The 20,152-nt window shown below is 43.5% G+C and carries 19 protein-coding genes and 1 other annotated feature; all 19 genes read left to right on the plus strand.

Annotated features, from left to right (window positions below):
* The first annotated feature begins 197 nt into the window (after positions 1-197).
* The 19 genes from pgeF (at position 198) to pyrF (ending at position 20,148) form a co-directional block, all read left to right on the plus strand.
* Complete coding sequence (gene pgeF / locus BA81_RS09215) at positions 198-1,037, plus strand: peptidoglycan editing factor PgeF (RefSeq protein ID WP_193510689.1); 840 nt, start codon at positions 198-200, stop codon at positions 1,035-1,037.
* 6 nt (positions 1,038-1,043) lie between these two features.
* A complete protein-coding gene (locus BA81_RS09220) occupies positions 1,044-1,733 on the plus strand; it encodes a YggS family pyridoxal phosphate-dependent enzyme (protein ID WP_034281959.1) in 690 nt (229 codons plus the stop codon).
* A 1-nt stretch (position 1,734) separates the two neighbouring features.
* The gene (sepF, locus tag BA81_RS09225) at positions 1,735-2,193 is read left to right on the plus strand and encodes a cell division protein SepF (protein WP_024424241.1); all 459 of its coding nucleotides are present in this window, start codon (positions 1,735-1,737) and stop codon (positions 2,191-2,193) included.
* A gap of 6 nt (positions 2,194-2,199) precedes the next feature.
* Complete coding sequence (locus BA81_RS09230; RefSeq protein WP_024424240.1) at positions 2,200-2,481, plus strand: YggT family protein; 282 nt, start codon at positions 2,200-2,202, stop codon at positions 2,479-2,481.
* Between the two features lie 53 nt (positions 2,482-2,534).
* Complete coding sequence (locus BA81_RS09235) at positions 2,535-3,311, plus strand: YlmH family RNA-binding protein (RefSeq protein WP_034281702.1); 777 nt, start codon at positions 2,535-2,537, stop codon at positions 3,309-3,311.
* 26 nt (positions 3,312-3,337) lie between these two features.
* Positions 3,338-3,832, plus strand: coding sequence for a DivIVA domain-containing protein (locus tag BA81_RS09240; RefSeq protein WP_008344947.1), 495 nt, complete (start codon positions 3,338-3,340; stop codon positions 3,830-3,832).
* Between the two features lie 59 nt (positions 3,833-3,891).
* Positions 3,892-4,128 (plus strand) — a binding site (T-box leader).
* A 59-nt stretch (positions 4,129-4,187) separates the two neighbouring features.
* Complete coding sequence (gene ileS, locus BA81_RS09245; RefSeq protein ID WP_034281704.1) at positions 4,188-6,953, plus strand: isoleucine--tRNA ligase; 2,766 nt, start codon at positions 4,188-4,190, stop codon at positions 6,951-6,953.
* Between the two features lie 160 nt (positions 6,954-7,113).
* Positions 7,114-7,488, plus strand: coding sequence for a TraR/DksA family transcriptional regulator (locus tag BA81_RS09250; RefSeq protein WP_024424237.1), 375 nt, complete (start codon positions 7,114-7,116; stop codon positions 7,486-7,488).
* A gap of 94 nt (positions 7,489-7,582) precedes the next feature.
* Positions 7,583-8,050 carry a signal peptidase II gene (gene lspA, locus BA81_RS09255; RefSeq protein ID WP_024424236.1) on the plus strand — a complete coding sequence of 156 codons (468 nt, stop codon included), beginning with the start codon at positions 7,583-7,585 and terminating at the stop codon, positions 8,048-8,050.
* Entirely contained in the window at positions 8,047-8,961 is a 915-nt protein-coding gene (locus BA81_RS09260) for an RluA family pseudouridine synthase (RefSeq protein ID WP_024426940.1), read from the plus strand. Before lspA ends, BA81_RS09260 begins: the two co-directional genes overlap by 4 nt.
* Before the next feature lie 170 nt (positions 8,962-9,131).
* Positions 9,132-9,674: a bifunctional pyr operon transcriptional regulator/uracil phosphoribosyltransferase PyrR gene (gene pyrR / locus BA81_RS09265; protein WP_024424234.1), complete on the plus strand. Its 543-nt coding sequence runs from the start codon at positions 9,132-9,134 to the stop codon at positions 9,672-9,674.
* Positions 9,675-9,829: 155 nt separating this feature from the next.
* Positions 9,830-11,158 (plus strand): solute carrier family 23 protein, encoded by a 1,329-nt coding sequence (locus BA81_RS09270; RefSeq protein ID WP_025092549.1) that lies wholly within the window; start codon positions 9,830-9,832, stop codon positions 11,156-11,158.
* Between the two features lie 130 nt (positions 11,159-11,288).
* Positions 11,289-12,212, plus strand: a complete 924-nt coding sequence (locus BA81_RS09275) for an aspartate carbamoyltransferase catalytic subunit (protein WP_034281705.1) — start codon at positions 11,289-11,291, stop codon at positions 12,210-12,212.
* On the plus strand, positions 12,196-13,482 hold the full coding sequence (locus BA81_RS09280) for a dihydroorotase (protein WP_034281707.1): 1,287 nt from the start codon (positions 12,196-12,198) through the stop codon (positions 13,480-13,482). Before BA81_RS09275 ends, BA81_RS09280 begins: the two co-directional genes overlap by 17 nt.
* Entirely contained in the window at positions 13,479-14,573 is a 1,095-nt protein-coding gene (locus BA81_RS09285; RefSeq protein WP_034281708.1) for a carbamoyl phosphate synthase small subunit, read from the plus strand. Before BA81_RS09280 ends, BA81_RS09285 begins: the two co-directional genes overlap by 4 nt.
* Entirely contained in the window at positions 14,558-17,773 is a 3,216-nt protein-coding gene (gene carB / locus BA81_RS09290; RefSeq protein WP_034281710.1) for a carbamoyl-phosphate synthase (glutamine-hydrolyzing) large subunit, read from the plus strand. The genes BA81_RS09285 and carB overlap by 16 nt, the downstream gene beginning before the upstream one ends.
* Complete coding sequence (locus tag BA81_RS09295) at positions 17,770-18,546, plus strand: dihydroorotate dehydrogenase electron transfer subunit (RefSeq protein WP_034281712.1); 777 nt, start codon at positions 17,770-17,772, stop codon at positions 18,544-18,546. Before carB ends, BA81_RS09295 begins: the two co-directional genes overlap by 4 nt.
* Entirely contained in the window at positions 18,540-19,472 is a 933-nt protein-coding gene (locus BA81_RS09300; protein ID WP_034281714.1) for a dihydroorotate dehydrogenase, read from the plus strand. The genes BA81_RS09295 and BA81_RS09300 overlap by 7 nt, the downstream gene beginning before the upstream one ends.
* On the plus strand, positions 19,444-20,148 hold the full coding sequence (gene pyrF, locus BA81_RS09305; protein ID WP_034281716.1) for an orotidine-5'-phosphate decarboxylase: 705 nt from the start codon (positions 19,444-19,446) through the stop codon (positions 20,146-20,148). Before BA81_RS09300 ends, pyrF begins: the two co-directional genes overlap by 29 nt.
* The last annotated feature ends 4 nt before the right edge of the window (positions 20,149-20,152 follow it).

Raw genomic sequence — 20,152 nt, forward strand, 5'->3', positions numbered from 1 at the left:
AAAACAAACTCTCCATTCTCAGCAAACAATGTCTTTTTCGGGTAAAAAGATTACGTTTTCATATCAATTTGAAAAAAAACCTGCAGAAAGGGCACATTTGAGTGTAATATTTAATGAATCCCACTAACTGTCTATGCATGTCTTGTGGTAAAATAGGAGCGATATAAAGAGAGATGAATGAAAGGTGGGAGGCAGCTTTGACACACAAATATGACCCCTTTCAGCAGAAATCACCATATGCAATGACCATTCATGATTGGACGAACATGCCATGTTCTGGAAAAGAGGTATTGGCCGGATTTACGACAAAAAATGGCGGCTTCAGCCTACCTCCATATCAATCATTGAACACCGGACTCCATGTAGGAGATGATGCTTCTAGTGTTCAAATGAATCGTCAAGTCATAGCAGATGCTGCTGCTGTGCCGCTCTCTGATTGGGTGTTTGCAGACCAAACACACGAGGATCGCATCCTAAAAGTCACCAAGGAGCAAAGAGGAAGAGGAAGTCTTCATTATCATGAGGCACTGCCTGGTACAGACGGTTTATATACGTCTGAGACGAACATGATGCTCGCTCTTTGTTTCGCTGATTGTGTTCCGCTTTATTTTCTAGCTCCGCAAAACGGATTAATTGGAACGGCTCATGCCGGCTGGAAAGGAACCGTCAAGCAAATTGGTGCAAAGATGGTTGATGTATGGGTCAGCCAAGAAGATGCCAAGGCCGATCATATTCAAGTCGTCATTGGACCATCCATTGGCAGCTGCTGCTACATAGTCGATGACGCAGTCATGGATCAAGTGAAACAGCTTCCTTTTTCAACAGAGGATGTGTATTCCGAGATTTCACCAGGACAATATAAAATTGATTTGAAAACATTAAACAAAAACGTATTGCTTCATGCAGGAATAAAGGAAGAAAACATACATGTCAGTTCGATGTGCACAAGCTGCAATGATCAGCTTTTCTTCTCACACCGGCGTGATCAAGGGAAAACAGGACGTATGATGTCTTTTGTCGGGTTTAAGGAGGCATAAGTGCAATTGAATGTACGAGAGAATCTCAGACAAATAAATGAACAAATAAACGAAGCATGTAAAAGAGCCGGTAGACATCCAGCAGATGTATCGGTCGTCGCTGTGACAAAGTATGTCTCCATTGAACGAGCACAAGAAGCCAAAGAAGCAGGAATTATGCACTTTGGTGAAAATCGTGACCAAGGGTTACTTGAAAAGCAGGCGGCCATAACCGATGAAAACATTAGCTGGCACTTCATCGGCAGTTTACAAACACGAAAAGTGAAATCTGTCATTCAGTCAATTGACTACTTACATTCGCTCGACAGGATGTCTCTTGCGAATGAAATTGAAAAAAGAGCGGATCACACAGTTCGCTGTTTTGTACAAGTGAACACATCTCTTGAGGAGTCAAAACACGGCTTGAAAAGTGAAGACGTCATTCCATTTGTAAAGCAGCTTGCTGATTTCAAACAGATTGAAATTGCTGGACTGATGACGATGGCTCCATTTACAGATGATCACACTGTGATTCGCAACTGTTTTAAAACATTAAAAAATCTTCGAGAAGAAGTAAAACATCTTAACCAAGTAAATGCACCTTGTCAGCATTTATCGATGGGCATGTCAAATGACTTTGAAATCGCAATTGAAGAAGGTGCGACATTCGTTCGGATTGGCTCTTCACTTGTTGGAAATGAAACAGGAGGTGCGTGACATGAGCATAAAAAATAAGTTTAAAAGCTTTTTCACTCTCGACGATGAAGAGTATGAGTACGAATATATTGATGAAGAAAGAGAACCCGTTCAAGAAGAAAAAGGAACGAAGGACAAAGCAGCATTTCAAGATCGCCCGCAGACAGGAAAACAAAATGTCGTCAGCTTGCAAAGCGTGCAAAAATCCTCTAAAGTGGTGTTAAGTGAGCCGCGTGTTTATGCAGAGGCGCAGGAGATTGCAGACCATATTAAAAACAGACGTGCAGTCGTCGTGAATTTGCAGCGCATTCAGCATGATCAAGCAAAGCGAATCATTGACTTCTTAAGCGGAACCGTTTATGCAATCGGTGGAGACATCCAGCGTATTGGCTCGAATATATTCCTCTGCACACCTGATAATGTAGATGTATCTGGTACAATATCAGAGCTATTGACAGAGGAAGAACCTCAGAGGTGGTAAATCATAGTGATTCTAAATTTCATTTTTAATATTTTAGGAACGGTATTAACGATTTACTCATTCGCGATTATTATTTACATCTTTATGTCATGGGTGCCATCTGCAAGAGAAACTGTGTTTGGCCGTTTTCTGACAAATATTTGCGAACCGTATTTAGAACCATTTCGTAAAATTATTCCGCCAATCGGCATGATTGACATCTCGCCGATTGTGGCATTGCTTGTGATCCGTTTTGCATCATCATATGGACTAACTGGTCTTTACAATATGATTGTGCGCTTCATGTAAACAGGCTGCCGGGCTTGGCACTGCCAGGCTCTTTTACATAAGAGGGGAACAAAATGAGCGATATCTATCAGCATTTTAGAAAAGACGAACAGCCATTTGTCGACCAAGTGTTAGGCTGGAAAAAAATCGCACTCGACCAATATCGAATGAAATTAACAGATTTCCTTGATCCGCGTGAGCAATTTATTACTGAGTCCGTCATCCAGCATGGCGAAGAACTTGGGGTCATGTTTTTTGGCGGGTATGAGGGAGCGGAGCGCAAAAGGGCCCTCATTTATCCTGATTATTTAGAACCTTCTATTCAAGATGTTGAGCTGTCATATTTTCAGGTGAACTATGCGAAAAAGTTTATTTCCTTAGAACACCCGAAGCTTCTCGGCTCATTGATTGGGACAGGCTTGAAGCGTCAAAAATTCGGAGATCTATTATTTTCAGAGGAAGATGTGCAGTTTATTTGTACAAGTGATGTCGCCGATTTTGTGCGGGCGCAGCTGACTCATGTCGGCAGAGCAGCCGTTTCATTAGAGGAAATCACACAGGCAGAAATAAAGCCAGTGATCACGAAGACTGATATCAAAGAAGATACCATTTCTTCACTTCGGCTTGATGCTGTATGTGCTGCTGTCAGCCGTCAGTCTCGGCAAAAAGCACAGCTTTTAGTCAAAAATGGGCTTGTCAAAGTCAATTGGAAAGTCACAGAGGACCCTTCCTTTACAATCGGTGAAGGCGATCAGCTCTCTGTTCGGGGATTTGGCCGCTTTAGCCTCAAAACGATTGATGGGAAGACCAAAAAAGATAAATTCAAAGTAACATTTGAGCTTCTGACATAACGAACTTGAATCTGGAGGTGGCGAGGTTGCCATTAACACCTAATGATATTCATAATAAAACGTTCACAAAAAGCTTTCGTGGCTATGATGAAGATGAAGTAAACGAGTTTTTAAGCCAAGTACGTAAAGACTATGAGATTGTACTTCGTAAAAAGAATGAGCTTGAAGACAAAGTAAACGAGCTTGACGAAAGACTAGGTCATTTTGCAACAATTGAAGAGACATTAAACAAATCGATTCTTGTGGCGCAGGAAGCAGCAGAAGACGTAAAACGTCATTCTGATAAAGAAGCAAAATTGATTATTCGTGAAGCAGAGAAAAATGCAGACCGTATTATCAACGAAGCGCTGTCAAAATCAAGAAAAATTGCAATGGAAATCGAAGAGCTGAAGAAACAGTCGAAGGTCTTTAGAACTCGTTTCCAAATGCTCATCGAAGCGCAGCTTGATCTTCTGAAAAATGACGATTGGGATCATTTACTGGAATATGAAGTAGACGCTGTCTTTGATGAAAAAGAATAAGCGCATCATCTTGACATGACGTGCTCATGTTGCATATAATACCATCATAAATTAACAAGAGATAAACGTTTGAAAGGGACACTCGCAGCTGTCACATGCGTAATAAAGCGAATCAGGGATGGTGGAAGCCTGACATTACGAGACGCTGCAATGAGATCACCCCTTTAGTTCCTTTTCTGAAAAAAACAGTAAGAAAAGGCGTCTGATCACGTTACGATTTTAGAGTGGATAAGCGGCTCTTTCATATCGCTTGTCTAAAAGGGTGGTACCGCGAGACAAGCCTTCTCGTCCCTTATGGGATGAGAGGGCTTTTTTTATTGTTTTTTAATCAGAATTTGCATGTGGAGGAATGGGTATGAACTACAAAGACACCTTATTAATGCCGAAAACAGAATTCCCGATGAGAGGGAACTTGCCGAACAAAGAGCCTGAAATCCAAGAGGAGTGGGCAGAGAAAGACATCTATCAAATGGTTTTAGAGCGGACTAAAGGACGCCCGACGTTTATTTTGCATGATGGACCTCCATATGCGAATGGTGACATTCATATGGGGCATGCACTCAATAAAATCCTAAAAGATTTTATCGTCCGTTTTAAATCAATGAACGGGTATCATGCACCGTATGTTCCGGGCTGGGATACACACGGGCTGCCAATTGAAACAGCTCTCACTAAAAATAAAAAAGTCAAACGCAAAGAAATGTCTACAGCAGAATTCCGCAAACTATGCGAGGAGTATGCTTGGAAGCAAATTGAAGGTCAGCGCAGCCAGTTTAAGCGATTAGGCGTTAGAGCAGACTGGGACAATCCATATGTCACATTAAAGCCTGAATACGAAGCACAGCAAATCCTTGTCTTTGGTGAAATGGCGAAGAGAGGCTATATCTATAAAGGATTAAAGCCTGTTAACTGGTCTCCTTCAAGTGAATCAGCCCTCGCTGAAGCGGAAATTGAATATAAAGACAAACGTTCACCATCGATTTACGTTTCGTTTAAAGTAAAAGATGGCAAAGGCGTTCTTGAAAACGGCGAACAATTCATTATCTGGACAACAACACCTTGGACGCTTCCTGCAAACCTTGGCATTTGTGTTCATCCAAACTTAGAGTACAGTGTTCTTCAAGTCGGTGCTGAGCGTTATGTCGTTGCATCTGAACTGGTTGAACAAGTAGTAAAAACACTCGGCTTTGAAGAATACGAAGTTGTGAAAACATTAAAAGGTAAAGAATTAGATAAAATCGTTGCAGCACATCCAATTTACGATAGAAATTCTCTTGTGATGCTTGGCGAGCACGTGACAACTGATGCGGGAACTGGCTGTGTTCACACAGCACCAGGCCACGGGGAAGATGACTTTATTGTCGGTATGAAATACGGTCTTGATGTGCTCTGTCCAGTGGATGAAAAAGGTGTGATGACAGATGAGGCGCCTGGTTTTGAAGGACTATTCTACGAGGATGCCAATAAAGCCATCACAGAACAGCTTGAAGCAAAAGGTGCGCTGAAAAAGCTCGACTTTATCACACACTCCTACCCGCATGACTGGAGAACGAAAAAACCAACGATTTATCGTGCGACAGCTCAGTGGTTTGCATCTATTAAAGATTTTAGAGAAGCGTTATTAGACAATATTAAAGAAACAAAATGGGTTCCAGCATGGGGAGAAACACGCCTGTTCAATATGGTGCGTGACAGAGGTGACTGGTGCATTTCAAGACAGCGTGTATGGGGCGTTCCAATTCCGGTCTTTTATGCGGAAAATGGTGAGCCGATCATCACGGACGAAACCATTCAGCATGTATCTCAATTATTTAGAGAGCATGGCTCGAATATTTGGTTTGAAAAAGAAGCAAAAGAGCTATTGCCAGAAGGCTTTACACATCCAGGCAGCCCGAATGGTGAATTCACAAAAGAGCAGGACATCATGGATGTATGGTTTGATTCCGGTTCTTCTCACCAAGCTGTTTTAGAAGAAAGAGATGACCTAGTCCGTCCGGCAGATCTTTACCTTGAAGGCTCTGACCAATATCGCGGCTGGTTTAACTCCTCTTTATCAACAGCAGTTGCTGTTACTGGAAAAGCACCATATAAAGGGGTTCTAAGCCACGGCTTTACGCTTGATAAAGAAGGACGTAAGATGAGTAAATCATTAGGCAATACGATTGATCCAACGAAGGTCGCGAAGCAGCTTGGTGCAGAAATTCTTAGACTTTGGGTATCTTCAGTCAACTATCAAGCCGATCATCCAGTGTCTGATGATATTTTGAAACAAGTAGCAGAAGTCTATCGTAAAATCCGTAACACCTTCCGCTTCCTGCATGGAAACTTATTTGACTTTGACCCAGCAGTTAATGCCGTGCCAGTAGAAGAGCTTCGCGAAGTGGATCAATACATCATGATCAAATTAAACAAATTGATTGATAAAGTGAAAAAAGCTTATGATGATTACGAATTTGCGGTCGTCTATCATGCGATTCACAATTTCTGTACGATTGAGCTCAGCTCTTTCTATCTCGATTTTGCAAAGGACGTCGTCTACATTGAGCATGCCGATCATCCAGACCGCCGCAGCATGCAGACGGTCTTCTACGAAACATTAATGGCTTTAGTGAAGCTGACTGCACCAATTCTTCCGCATACCGCAGATGAGTTATGGAGCCACTTAAGCTTTGTTGAAGAGCCAAGTGTTCAGTTAACAGATATGCCAGAAGGTGTGCTAGTTCCTCAAGCTGAAGCGACAGAAACGAAGTTTGACCGCTTTATGGAGGTACGTGACGATGTGCTAAAAGCGCTGGAGATTGCGCGTAACGAGAAAGTCATCGGACGTTCACTTGAAGCAAGTGTGACGCTTTATGCGACAGATGAAGTGAAAAACCTTCTTGCATCCATTAAAGAAGATGTGAAGCAGCTCTTTATCATCTCTGAATTAACGGTAGAAGATGAGCAGCATGCAGATACATCAGCACCTGAATATACATCAGGACGAATTGTGGTTCAGAAAGCAGAAGGAGAACTGTGCGAGCGTTCCCGCATTATTTCAAAAGACGTTGGGGCAAATCCGAAATACCCAACATTGTCGCTGAAAAATGCTGAAATCGTGGAGAAATATTACCAGAAATAACAGTGCGATATCACAAGCTGGCGCCCCGTCATATGCGGGGCGTTTTCTTTTATGAGAAAATGACAGCGTTTAGAACGAAAGGAAAAATCTTATGGCTTTAAAGTGACCAGTCGGGGCAACAATATGATTATCACGACAGGGCAGGAGTTGAAATAGCGACATGAATGGCGATCTAGAGACGATTTACACGGAACTCCTTCAAATGAAAGAAGAGCTGCAATCTAAACTGTTTGAATACGCATCATTTCGTTCACCCGCTGAGCATGTCACATTGAATGAGGTCAAAACGACCACGCTTCTTTATCACATCAAAGAAGAGCTGCAAGATGTGTCTCTCGCTATTGCAAAAATTGAACAAGGAACCTATGGCATATGTGAGGCAACAGGAGATGTGATTCCGCTTGAACAAATGAGCATTCTTCCTACCGCCCGCACGGCTGACGACTTTTTATATCATAAGCAATACGAGAAAAAAGCATTCACTCCTTATCCTTATGAATCGAATGATTCTCATTTTGAAGCCTTCCACATGTAGGGAGGTTTTTGTCTGTCAACTAAAGTTTCTTTACTCCTTCCTGTTTTCTTGATAAAATGCTTAAAGATCAAAGTATGAAGATGGAGGAACGTGTGTGTTCTATTACATAATCGCATTCGTTATCATTTGTTTAGACCAATTAACAAAATGGCTCATTGTCAAAAATATGATGCTCGGTGATTCTGTTCCAGTCATTGATGGATTCTTTTATATCACATCTCACCGAAATTCAGGAGCCGCATGGGGAATTCTCCAAGGGCAAATGTGGTTTTTCTATGTGATCACACTCGTTGTTATTGCGGGAATTGTTTATTACTTACAAAAACATGGACAAAAGGACAAGCTGCTGGGAGTAGCGCTGGCCTTAATGCTTGGCGGAGCGATCGGCAACTTTATTGACCGTATTTTCCGTCAGGAAGTGGTTGATTTTGCTCATTTCGTATTTGGGGATTATCACTACCCAATCTTTAATATTGCAGATTCTTCTCTCTGTGTAGGGGTTATTCTGCTCTTCATTCAAATGCTGTTAGATGGAAAGAAAAATAAGGAGTCAACTACATGAATCAAGTAAATATTGCCGTTTCAGAAGAACAAACGAGTGAACGGCTAGATAAATTTCTAAGCACGACAGAACCAGAATGGTCAAGAACCCAAGTCCAGCAATGGGTAAAAGATGGGCTGATCGAAGTAAACGGGAAACAAGTAAAGGCCAATTACAAAGTACAAGCTGGGGATCAAATCAAAGTGGAGATTCCAGATCCGGAAGCGCTAGATGTAGAAGCAGAACCAATGGATCTTGATATTTATTATGAGGATGCAGATGTGTTAGTTGTAAATAAACCACGAGGAATGGTCGTTCATCCAGCGCCGGGTCATGTGTCAGGAACACTTGTAAATGGACTGATGGCACATTGCAAAGACTTATCAGGGATTAACGGTGTGATGCGTCCTGGAATTGTCCACCGAATTGATAAAGATACGTCTGGGCTGTTAATGGTCGCGAAAAACGATATGGCACATGAGTCACTCGTCAATCAGCTGGTGGCTAAAACTGTTACAAGAAAGTATACGGCTGTTGTCCACGGTATTATCCAGCATGATACAGGAACAATTGATGCACCAATTGGCAGAGACAAAAAAGACCGCCAAAGCATGACGGTCACAAAAGAAAATGCAAAACAAGCCGTTACTCACTTTGATGTGATTGAACGCTTTAAAGACTTCACGGTTGTCGAATGCCGTCTTGAAACAGGAAGAACACACCAAATTCGTGTTCATATGAAATATATCGGCTACCCTCTTGCAGGAGATCCGAAATATGGGCCGAGAAAAACAGTCGATTTTAATGGACAGCTGCTGCATGCAGGTGTTTTAGGATTTGATCATCCTAGAACAGGAGAATATATCGAGTTCACAGCACCAATTCCAGCTGATATGCAGGCTTTTATCGATTCATTAAGAAATAACGATTGACAGGCCGTGCTTTTTCTGAAATAATAAACAAAGAAATTGAGATTCTTTAAAACAGTCCAGAGAGGCTGAGAAGGATAACGGATCAATTTGTGCACGCGTATGCACAAATGAACGCCCCTCTCTGCCCTTTGCAGAAGGGGCTTTTTATTTGTCAAAAAGAGGTGTAAAAGATGGAACAAAAAGCAGTCATTCTTGATGAACAAGCGATCAGACGAGCGCTTACCCGAATTGCACATGAAATGATTGAGCGCAACAAAGGGATGAAGGATGTCATCCTTGCCGGGATCAAGACAAGAGGCATACATCTTGCAAAGCGCCTTGCAGAGCGCATCGAGCAAATTGAAGGGAATCCAGTCACTGTAGGTGAACTTGATATTACGCTATACCGTGATGACCTGACAAAAAAGACAGACAACCAAGACCCGCTTGTAAAGGGTGCAGACATACCAGCTGACATTAATGACAAAACACTTATTGTTGTTGACGATGTCCTGTTTACAGGCAGAACCGTCAGAGCCGCTATGGATGCCCTTGTGGATGTAGGAAGACCATCTTCCATTCAGCTGGCTGTGCTCGTTGACCGGGGACACCGGGAGCTGCCGATTCGAGCGGATTATATCGGGAAAAACATTCCGACTTCAAAAGCAGAGACAGTCATGGTTCAGCTCAATGAAGTAGATCAAAACGACCTTGTCGCTATATATGAAAAATAACCTTTTTAAATGCATTCCAGAGAGTTTGCAAAGAGGGCAATAACAGAGACACCGAGCACACGGCTAACATGACGTGTCTGGTTTTTCTAGGCCTCTTTGCGCATACTCGCAAAGAGGCTTTTTTAATGAAAAAGGACACATCTAGGAGGAAAATCATGAGTCAGCAAAAAGCCAATTTAGGCATTCGAGATATCCCAAAACCATTCACATGGCTGTCACTTAGCCTTCAGCATTTGTTTGCGATGTTTGGTGCGACCATTCTTGTACCAAAAATCATTGATATGAGTCCAGCCGTCGCGCTCATCTCAAGCGGTGTGGGAACGATTGTTTACTTAATTATCACAAGAGGACAAATTCCGGCGTATCTTGGATCGTCCTTTGCCTTCATCGCCCCCATACTGAATGTTAAAGCAACGGGCGGCCCTGGAGCCGCAATGGTTGGCGCCTTCATGGCGGGTGTCGCTTATGCACTCATCGCCCTGTTCATTAAATGGCTCGGCACAGGCTGGCTGATGAAGCTTCTGCCGCCGGTTGTCGTAGGACCAGTCATTATGGTCATCGGACTCGGACTCGCTGGAACAGCAGTCAACATGGCAATGTATGTTGATCCGAATGCCACCGAGCTAGTTTACAGCCTCAAGCATTTAATGGTTGCTGGCTTCACACTGGCTGTGACCATTATTAGTATGATTTTCCTAAGAGGATTCCTTAGCTTAATCCCAGTATTAATCGGCATCATCAGCGGCTATCTCTTTGCCTTAACTCAAGGCATTGTGAACTTCCAGCCGGTCATTGACGCAAAATGGTTTGCTGTACCAGACTTCGTCGTGCCATTTGTCGACTATACACCTGCTGTGACATTAAGCATTCTCACAGTGATGGTGCCGGTTGCCTTTGTCACAATGTCTGAGCATATCGGCCACCAAGTGGTGTTAAGTAAGGTCGTAGGACAAGATTTTATTAAAAAACCAGGTCTTCACCGTTCCATTTTAGGAGACAGTGCGGCGACGATCTTCGCTTCACTTATTGGCGGACCGCCAACAACAACTTATGGAGAGAACATTGGCGTACTTGCCATCACAAGAGTGTTCAGTATCTTCGTCATCGGCGGAGCAGCGGTGTTTGCGATCTGCTTCGGTTTTGTAGGAAAAATATCAGCATTAATCAGTACAGTGCCGTCCGCGGTGATGGGAGGCGTTTCGTTCCTGCTCTTTGGAATCATTGCTTCAAGCGGCCTGAGAATTCTGATTGATCATAAGGTGAATTTTGAAGAAAAGCGTAATCTCATTATCGCATCAGTCATCCTAGTCATTGGAATTGGCGGGGCATTCATTGAGGTGAAACAAATCAATCTCACCCTATCTGGAATGGCACTTGCTGCGATTACAGGTGTCCTGTTAAATCTGATCCTGCCGCATCAAAAAGCAGAAGATGACAACTCAAATGAATCAAATACAGAAAACCTTTTAAAAGAAGTCCAGTGAGGCTGACAAGGGTTCTAAATGGAGCAGAATGCACAAAAGTGCCGCTGCTTCTTTTGGAGAACCCTAAGCTGCCGAGGCTTAGGGTTTTTTTGAACCTGAAAGTGATGAAAAACTAGAGGGGGAAGAAAAAATGAATGATTTATCGACAATGAGCAGCTTATCAAAAGAAGAGATTTTACAGCTGATTGAAGAAGCAGCTGCACTCAAAAAGGGGAAACAAGAACATGGATTAGCCGGAGAATTTGTGGCAAACCTCTTCTTTGAACCAAGCACAAGAACACGTTTTAGCTTCGAAGTAGCAGAGAAGAAACTTGGGATGAATGTCCTGAGCTTAGATGCGGCTAGCACCTCCGTTCAAAAGGGCGAAACACTTTACGATACGGTAAAAACACTCGAATCGATCGGAGTAAAGGCATGTGTGATCAGAGACAGCACCGATGAATATTATAACGAGCTGATTGGGAAGGTTGGAATTCCCATCATCAATGCAGGAGATGGCTGCGGGCAGCATCCAACCCAATCACTGCTTGACCTCATGACCATCTTTGAAGAGTTTGGCGGCTTTGAAGGCTTAACGATTTCGATTCATGGAGACATCAAACATAGCAGGGTGGCAAGATCAAATGCTGAGGTTTTAACGAGGCTGGGAGCGACAGTCCTCTTTTCAGGACCTGCTTCCTTCCAGGATGAACAAAACCCTCACGGAACGTATGTCCAAGTAGATGAAGCCATCGCACAATCTGATGTGGTGATGCTGCTTAGAATCCAGCATGAACGGCACGCTGAAAAAATGGGCAGTGAAGATTACTTATCAACTTATGGATTAACAGTAGACAGAGCAAACAAAATGAAAGAACGCGCGATTATTATGCATCCAGCACCAGTAAACAGAGGTGTTGAAATAGATGATTCATTAGTAGAGTCCAAGCAGTCAAGGATTTTCAAACAAATGGAAAATGGTGTTTATATCCGAATGGCCGTATTAAAAAGAGCTTTTCAAAATAGCACACTACATCAAAAAGGGAGAGATTCTGTCTATGTCATATCTCATTAAAAACGGTTTTATCTTAACAAGCACAGGTGAAAGAGTGCAGCAGGATATTAGGGTAAAAGGAAAAGTGATTCAAGCGATTGGTCACCTAGAAAGAGAAGACGGAGAAGAGGTTATTGATGCAGCAGGGCTATTTGTGTCACCAGGCTTGATCGATCTGCATGTGCATTTAAGAGAGCCGGGCGGAGAGAAAAAGGAAACGATTGAAACAGGCTCTAAAGCAGCCGCAAGAGGCGGATATACGACGATTGCAGCGATGCCGAATACAAGGCCGGTTCCAGATACAAAAGAGCAAATGGAATGGCTGTTGAATCGAATCGAAGAGACCTCATCTGTAAGAGTGCTGCCATACGCCTCCATCACAACGAGACAAATTGGGGAAGAGATGACGGATTTTGCAGCACTAAAAGAAGCAGGCGCCTTTGCTTTTACAGATGACGGTGTCGGCATCCAAACAGCAGGCATGATGTACGAAGCGATGAAACAGGCAGCAAGTCTTGATCAAGCGATTGTGGCGCACTGTGAAGATAACTCGCTCATTTACGGCGGATGCGTTCATGAAGGAGAATTTTCAAAAGCAAATGGGTTACACGGAATACCGTCCATTTGTGAATCGGTGCATATTGCAAGAGATGTTCTTTTAGCAGAAGCAGCGAACTGTCATTATCATGTATGTCATATCAGTACGAAAGAATCTGTGCGGGTCGTACGCGATGCAAAAAAAGCAGGCATCCGTGTGACGGCTGAGGTGTCACCGCATCACCTGCTGTTGTGTGATACGGACATTCCAGGTCTTGATACAAATTATAAAATGAACCCGCCGCTCAGAGGAAAAGAGGATCGCGAGGCATTGATCGAGGGACTGTTAGATGGAACGATTGATTTCATCGCAACAGACCATGCGCCGCATACAGAAGAAGAAAAGAACGAAACCATGCAGCGTGCCCCGTTTGGAATTGTGGGACTTGAAACAGCGTTCCCGCTTCTGTATACACGATTTGTCAAAACAGGCGAATGGACATTAAAAGAACTCGTTGATTATATGACAATCAAACCAGCAGAAGCATTTTCCCTTCCATACGGAAAGCTTGAAGAAGGGCACATAGCTGATATCACACTTATTGATTTAAACAAAGAAATGGCAATCGATAAAACAAGCTTCTTATCTAAAGGGCAAAATACACCGTTTGACAAATTGACTGTATCAGGATGGCCGGTCATGACACTTGCATCTGGGAAAGTCGTTTATGAAGAGGGGAGACTAGTAAAATGAAGAGACGCTTAGTGCTAGAAAACGGAACAGTATTCGAAGGAACAGGCTTTGGCAGCTTAGAACCATCAGTCGGAGAAGTTGTCTTTAATACAGGGATGACGGGCTATCAAGAAATTTTATCTGATCCATCATACTGCGGACAAATTGTCACACTAACTTACCCGCTTATTGGCAACTATGGCATTAACCGTGATGATTTTGAATCGATCACACCGTTTGTAAAAGGGCTGATTGTGAAAGAGCTTTGTGAAAAGCCCTCAAACTGGCGCTCTTCATACTCACTCGATGAATATTTAAAAATGAAAAACATTCCGGGGCTGAGCGGAATCGATACACGGAAGCTGACTCGAATGATTCGAAGTGCAGGCACTTTAAGAGGGGCGTTTGCAGGACCTGATGAACGAGTAGAAGACGTTGTCCGCCGCCTTCAAACATTGCAGCTGCCAACAGATCAAGTGAGTCAAGTATCTGTGAAAAATGCGTACCCAAGCCCAGGCAGAGGAAAAAGAATTGTCCTTGTCGATTTCGGCATGAAGCACGGTATTTTGCGCGAGCTCAATAAACGTGACTGCGACGTCATTGTGGTGCCATACAACATCACTGCAGATGAAGTGCTGCAGCTAAAGCCTGATGGCATCATGCTTTCAAACGGACCTGGAGATCCCGTGGATGTACCGGAAGCCGTTGAGATGATTCAGCAATTGATTGGAAAGGTGCCGCTCTTTGGAATTTGCCTCGGACATCAATTATTTGCTCTAGCGTGTGGTGCAAGCACAGAAAAAATGAAATTTGGCCACAGAGGATCAAACCATCCGGTGAAAGAACTAGCAACTGGCAAGGTGACACTGACGTCTCAAAACCACGGCTACACGGTTAGCAGTATTAACGAAGACGTGCTCGAAGTCACACATATTGCCCTAAACGACAATACGATTGAAGGATTAAAACATAAAGAAGTACCAGCATTCACTGTTCAGTACCACCCAGAAGCATCACCGGGTCCAGAAGATGCAAACTACTTATTTGACCAGTTCATGGAAATGATTCATACGACTGAGAAAGAAGGGGAAGAAGTATGCCAAAACGCGTAGACATCAAAAAGATTTTAGTAATCGGATCAGGTCCTATCATCATCGGTCAGGCAGCGGAGTTTGACTATGCAGGCACACAGGCTTGCTTAGCGCTAAAAGAAGAGGGCTATGAAGTCGTTCTTGTCAACTCTAACCCTGCAACCATCATGACAGATACAGAAATGGCTGATAAGGTATACATCGAACCACTGACACCAGAATTTTTAACACGAATCATTCGAAAAGAACGCCCTGATGCAATCTTACCAACGCTTGGCGGGCAAACTGGATTAAACCTTGCAGTTGAATTATCAGAGCTTGGCGTATTAGCTGAATGCGGCGTTGAAGTACTCGGTACAAAGCTGTCAGCCATCCAAAAAGCAGAGGATAGAGATTTATTCCGTAATTTAATGAATGAACTAAATGAGCCAGTACCAGAAAGTGAAATCATTCATAACCTTGAAGAAGCGATGGCGTTCACGGATCAAATCGGTTTCCCTGTCATTGTCAGACCAGCCTATACATTAGGCGGAACGGGCGGCGGTATTTGTACAAACGAGCAAGAACTGAAGGAAATCGTTGAAAACGGTCTGAAGCTTAGCCCAGTCACACAATGCTTACTTGAAAAAAGCATTGCCGGCTTTAAAGAAATTGAATATGAAGTCATGCGAGACAGCGGTGACCATGCAATCGTTGTTTGTAACATGGAAAACTTTGACCCTGTCGGCATCCATACAGGTGACAGTATTGTTGTAGCACCAAGCCAAACGTTAAGTGACCGAGAATATCAGCTGCTTCGAAATGTGTCGCTTAAGCTGATCCGTGCACTTGGCATTGAAGGCGGCTGTAATGTTCAGCTGGCACTTGATCCAAACAGCTTTCAATACTATATCATCGAAGTAAACCCGCGTGTGAGCCGTTCCTCTGCGCTTGCGTCAAAAGCAACAGGCTATCCAATTGCCAAATTGGCAGCGAAAATTGCTGTCGGCTTAACGCTTGATGAAATGATGAACCCAGTCACAGGTAAAACCTATGCAGCCTTCGAGCCGGCACTTGACTATATCGTTTCTAAAATACCGCGCTGGCCGTTCGATAAATTTGAATCTGCCAACAGACGTCTTGGTACGCAAATGAAGGCAACTGGTGAAGTCATGGCGATCGGCCGTACATTAGAAGAGTCTCTTCTAAAGGCAGTACGTTCACTTGAAGCCGATGTGCATCACATTGAATTAAAAGATGAAGCAGACATCACAAATGAAGTGCTTGAAAAGCGGATTATCAAAGCGGGAGACGAACGATTATTTTATATCGCTGAGGCACTTAGAAGAGGCTATACAGTCGAACAAATACATGAATTCTCAAAAATTGATTACTTCTTCCTTCATAAGCTGGAAGGCATTATCGTCTTTGAGAAGACATTAAAAGAAAACAAAGGCAATACAGACGTATTAAAAGAAGCAAAAGAAAAAGGCTTCTCAGATATCTACATTAGCCGCGAGTGGAATATGAACGAAGCGGATGTCTACAAGCTAAGACAAGAAGCAGGCATTGTACCTGTATACAAAATGGTGGATACATGTGCAGCAGAATTTGAATCAGAGACACCATATTTCTACAGCACGTATGAAGATGAAAATGAATCAGAACGGACTGACAAGAAAAGCGTCATCGTATTAGGTTCAGGTCCTATCCGAATTGGACAAGGAGTTGAATTTGATTATGCGACCGTTCACTCTGTGTGGGCAATTAAACAAGCAGGCTATGAAGCGATCATTATTAACAACAACCCTGAAACGGTCTCAACAGACTTTAGTATTTCAGATAAGCTTTACTTTGAACCACTCACTGTAGAAGATGTCATGCACATCATCGACCTTGAACAGCCTGAAGGAGTCGTTGTTCAGTTCGGCGGACAAACGGCGATCAACCTAGCAGACGAATTATCAAATAGAGGGGTTAAAATTCTTGGAACTTCTCTAGAAGACCTAGACCGCGCAGAAAACCGGGACAAGTTTGAACAAACGTTGGAAACACTCGGTGTGCCGCAGCCTAAAGGGAAAACAGCAACGTCTGTGCCTGAAGCTGTAGCGATTGCCAATCAAATCGGCTACCCAGTCCTTGTCCGTCCTTCCTATGTATTAGGCGGCCGCGCGATGGAAATTGTGTATCAAGAAACAGAGCTTCTTCACTACATGGAGAATGCGGTGAAAGTCAATCCGCAGCATCCGGTGTTAATTGACAAGTATTTGACAGGAAAAGAAATTGAAGTAGATGCCGTGTCTGATGGAGAAACTGTCGTGATCCCAGGCATTATGGAACACATTGAAAGAGCCGGAGTTCACTCTGGTGACTCGATTGCGGTCTATCCGCCGCAAACATTGTCTGAGGACATCAAAGCGAAGATCGCAGAATACACGATCAAGCTTGCCAAAGGACTCAACATTATTGGGCTTTTGAACATACAATTTGTCCTATCAAAAGGTGAAGTGTATGTACTTGAAGTGAACCCGAGATCAAGCCGGACGGTTCCTTTCTTAAGTAAAATTACAGGCATTCCGATGGCAAACCTTGCGACAAAAGTCATCTTGGGGGACAAGCTCAAAAATTATGGCTACGAAGAAGGGCTTCATACAGAGCAAGAAGGAGTGTACGTCAAAGTTCCAGTCTTCTCTTTTGCAAAATTAAGAAGAGTGGATATTACACTCGGGCCTGAAATGAAATCAACAGGTGAAGTCATGGGGAAAGATGTCACGATCGAAAAAGCCTTATATAAAGGATTGATTGCATCAGGCATTCAAATTCCTAAAGACGGAACAGTTCTTCTGACAGTGGCTGATAAGGATAAAGAAGAAGGACTTGAGATCGCAAGAAGATTCCATTCGATCGGCTATCATATTTTAGCAACAGAAGGAACAGCGAATTATTTAAAACAAGCCTCCATTCCATCAAGTGTGGTCGGCAAAATTGGAGAAGAAGGCAAAAATCTTCTCGATGTCATTCGAAACGGGGAAGCCCAATTCGTGATCAACACATTAACAAAAGGAAAACAGCCGGCAAGAGACGGCTTTAGAATTAGACGTGAATCAGTTGAAAACGGAGTGGCCTGCTTAACGTCCCTAGACACAGCAGAAGCCATTTTAAGAGTGCTTGAGAGCATGACATTTAGAGCGGATGAAATGCCAGAAGTGAAAACGAATGCTGAGGTGACAGTAACGATATGAAAAAAGCATACTTGACGGTCGTCTCGAACCGAGAGATCGCTGATCATATTTACGAAATGACATTAAAAGGTGACCTTGTGGACTCCTTTCAAACGGCTGGACAATTTCTTCATCTAAAGGTCAGTGAATCCATGACACCGCTGCTGAGAAGACCGATCAGTATTGCCAACATTCATGCCGAGCAAAAAGAAGCAACGATCATTTACCGCGCAGAGGGAGAGGGGACAAAGCTCCTCTCCCAAAAGCGGGAGGGAGAAACAGTTGATGTATTAGGGCCGCTTGGAAACGGGTATAATCCTTCAGTCGTCAAGCCCGGAGAGACGGCATTACTAGTCGGCGGCGGAATTGGCGTACCGCCTCTATATGAGCTGTCCAAGCGTTTAACGAAAAAAGGCGTCATCGTAAAGCATGTCCTCGGCTTTCAATCGAAAAAGGATGTATTTTACGAGGAGAAATTTCAAGCACTCGGCGATACGTTTATTACAACTGTTGATGGCACATACGGTGCTAAAGGCTTTGTAACAGATGTGATAAAAGAGCAAAACCTGAGCTTTGATGTGCTGCTCTCCTGCGGTCCGACACCTATGCTAAAAGCGCTGAAAGACACGTATCCTGATAAGCCCGTCTACATTTCGATGGAAGAACGAATGGGCTGCGGGATTGGTGCCTGCTTTGCATGTGTCTGTCATACCGATCAGCTCGACAAACCTTACGTCAAAGTCTGTCTTGATGGACCTGTTTTTAAAGCAGAGGAGGTGGCATTGTCATGCTAAACGTTGAGTTACCGGGATTATCTTTAAAGAATCCAATTATCCCTGCATCAGGCTGCTTTGGATTTGGGAGAGAATTTGCATCCTTATATGACCTATCATTACTGGGCGGTATCATGATCAAAGCCACAACCCTTGAACCGAGATTTGGCAACCCGACTCCAAGGGTAGCTGAGACAGGAGCCGGTATGCTCAATGCAATCGGCCTTCAAAACCCAGGTCTAAAAGGCGTACTTGAAAATGAGCTGCCTTGGCTTGAGCAGTTTGATACGCCTATTATTGCGAATGTTGCTGGCTCACAGGTTGAAGATTATGTTGAAGTAGCCAAGCAAATCAGCCAAGCCAAAAATGTTCATGCCCTTGAACTGAATATTTCTTGCCCAAATGTTAAAACAGGCGGGATCGCCTTTGGTACAGATCCAAATATGGCAGCATCATTAACAAAAGCAGTCAAGGACGTCTCTTCTGTACCTGTCTATGTCAAGCTGTCACCTAACGTAGCCAATATTGTAGAGATTGCTCAAGCGATTGAAGCTGCTGGAGCGGATGGACTCACCATGATTAACACATTAATTGGGATGCGTTTAGATTTAAAAACGGGGAAACCCATCCTTGCCAATAAAACAGGCGGATTATCAGGACCAGCTGTCAAACCTGTCGCTGTGCGCATGGTGCATGAGGTGAGTCAAGCGGTTTCTATTCCGATTATCGGGATGGGCGGAGTGCAAAGTGCTGAAGATGTACTTGAATTTTTACTAGCAGGTGCAAGTGCAGTAGCTGTCGGTACAGCCAATTTTGTGAATCCATTTATTTGTCCGGAAATCATTGAAGAGCTGCCAAATGTGTTAGCAGCATATGGTTATTCATCTGTAGAGGAATGTATCGGAAGGAGCTGGAAACATGAAGCACTTGCCCATCATCGCGCTTGATTTTCCTTCAGGACAGGAGGCGCTTACCTTTTTAGATCCCTTTGAAGGGACACCATTATTTGTGAAGGTCGGCATGGAGCTGTTTTACCAAGAAGGACCTGCCATCCTTGATGAGCTGAAAGAAAAAAATTGCCACATTTTTCTCGATTTAAAATTACATGACATTCCAACAACGGTGCAAAAAGCGATGAACCGGCTTGCCGCACTTGGCGTTGATTTGGTCAATGTGCATGCTGCTGGCGGGAAACGAATGATGCAGGCTGCATTAGAGGGACTTGAAAGCGGGACTCCTGCTGGACAAAGCCGTCCGGGCATTATTGCAGTGACCCAGCTGACTAGTACGTCAGAAGACATGATGAGAAACGAATTACTCATTGACCGTCCGCTGCAAGAGACTGTTATCCGGTACGGTCAATTAGCATATGAAAGTGGGCTGGACGGGGTTGTTTGCTCTGTTCATGAATCTAAAGCACTTCATGAACATATCTCACCCTCCTTTCTCACTGTAACGCCAGGTATTCGCTTACCAAATGATCAAACTGATGACCAAAAGCGTGTGGCGACACCTGCCTATGCAAAAGAGCAAGGTGTTTCACAAATTGTTGTCGGAAGATCAATCACAAAAGCGGATAAACCAATAGAAGCCTATCATCAAATTTTGAAAGAGTGGGAGTGACTGC

Origin of the sequence: Bacillus safensis FO-36b (assembly GCF_000691165.1) — a bacterium.
GTDB classification, from domain to species: Bacteria; Bacillota; Bacilli; order Bacillales; family Bacillaceae; genus Bacillus; species Bacillus safensis.

Coding starts and splice junctions, on each gene's coding strand:
- BA81_RS09300 (WP_034281714.1), top strand. CDS start 18,540: ATGCTAAACGTTGAGTTACCGGGATTATCTTTAAAGAATCCAATTATC.
- BA81_RS09260 (WP_024426940.1), top strand. CDS start 8,047: ATGAATCAAGTAAATATTGCCGTTTCAGAAGAACAAACGAGTGAACGG.
- ileS (WP_034281704.1), top strand. CDS start 4,188: ATGAACTACAAAGACACCTTATTAATGCCGAAAACAGAATTCCCGATG.
- BA81_RS09270 (WP_025092549.1), top strand. CDS start 9,830: ATGAGTCAGCAAAAAGCCAATTTAGGCATTCGAGATATCCCAAAACCA.
- BA81_RS09250 (WP_024424237.1), top strand. CDS start 7,114: ATGAATGGCGATCTAGAGACGATTTACACGGAACTCCTTCAAATGAAA.
- carB (WP_034281710.1), top strand. CDS start 14,558: ATGCCAAAACGCGTAGACATCAAAAAGATTTTAGTAATCGGATCAGGT.
- BA81_RS09275 (WP_034281705.1), top strand. CDS start 11,289: ATGAATGATTTATCGACAATGAGCAGCTTATCAAAAGAAGAGATTTTA.
- BA81_RS09295 (WP_034281712.1), top strand. CDS start 17,770: ATGAAAAAAGCATACTTGACGGTCGTCTCGAACCGAGAGATCGCTGAT.
- BA81_RS09280 (WP_034281707.1), top strand. CDS start 12,196: ATGTCATATCTCATTAAAAACGGTTTTATCTTAACAAGCACAGGTGAA.
- pyrF (WP_034281716.1), top strand. CDS start 19,444: ATGAAGCACTTGCCCATCATCGCGCTTGATTTTCCTTCAGGACAGGAG.
- BA81_RS09285 (WP_034281708.1), top strand. CDS start 13,479: ATGAAGAGACGCTTAGTGCTAGAAAACGGAACAGTATTCGAAGGAACA.
- BA81_RS09235 (WP_034281702.1), top strand. CDS start 2,535: ATGAGCGATATCTATCAGCATTTTAGAAAAGACGAACAGCCATTTGTC.
- sepF (WP_024424241.1), top strand. CDS start 1,735: ATGAGCATAAAAAATAAGTTTAAAAGCTTTTTCACTCTCGACGATGAA.
- pyrR (WP_024424234.1), top strand. CDS start 9,132: ATGGAACAAAAAGCAGTCATTCTTGATGAACAAGCGATCAGACGAGCG.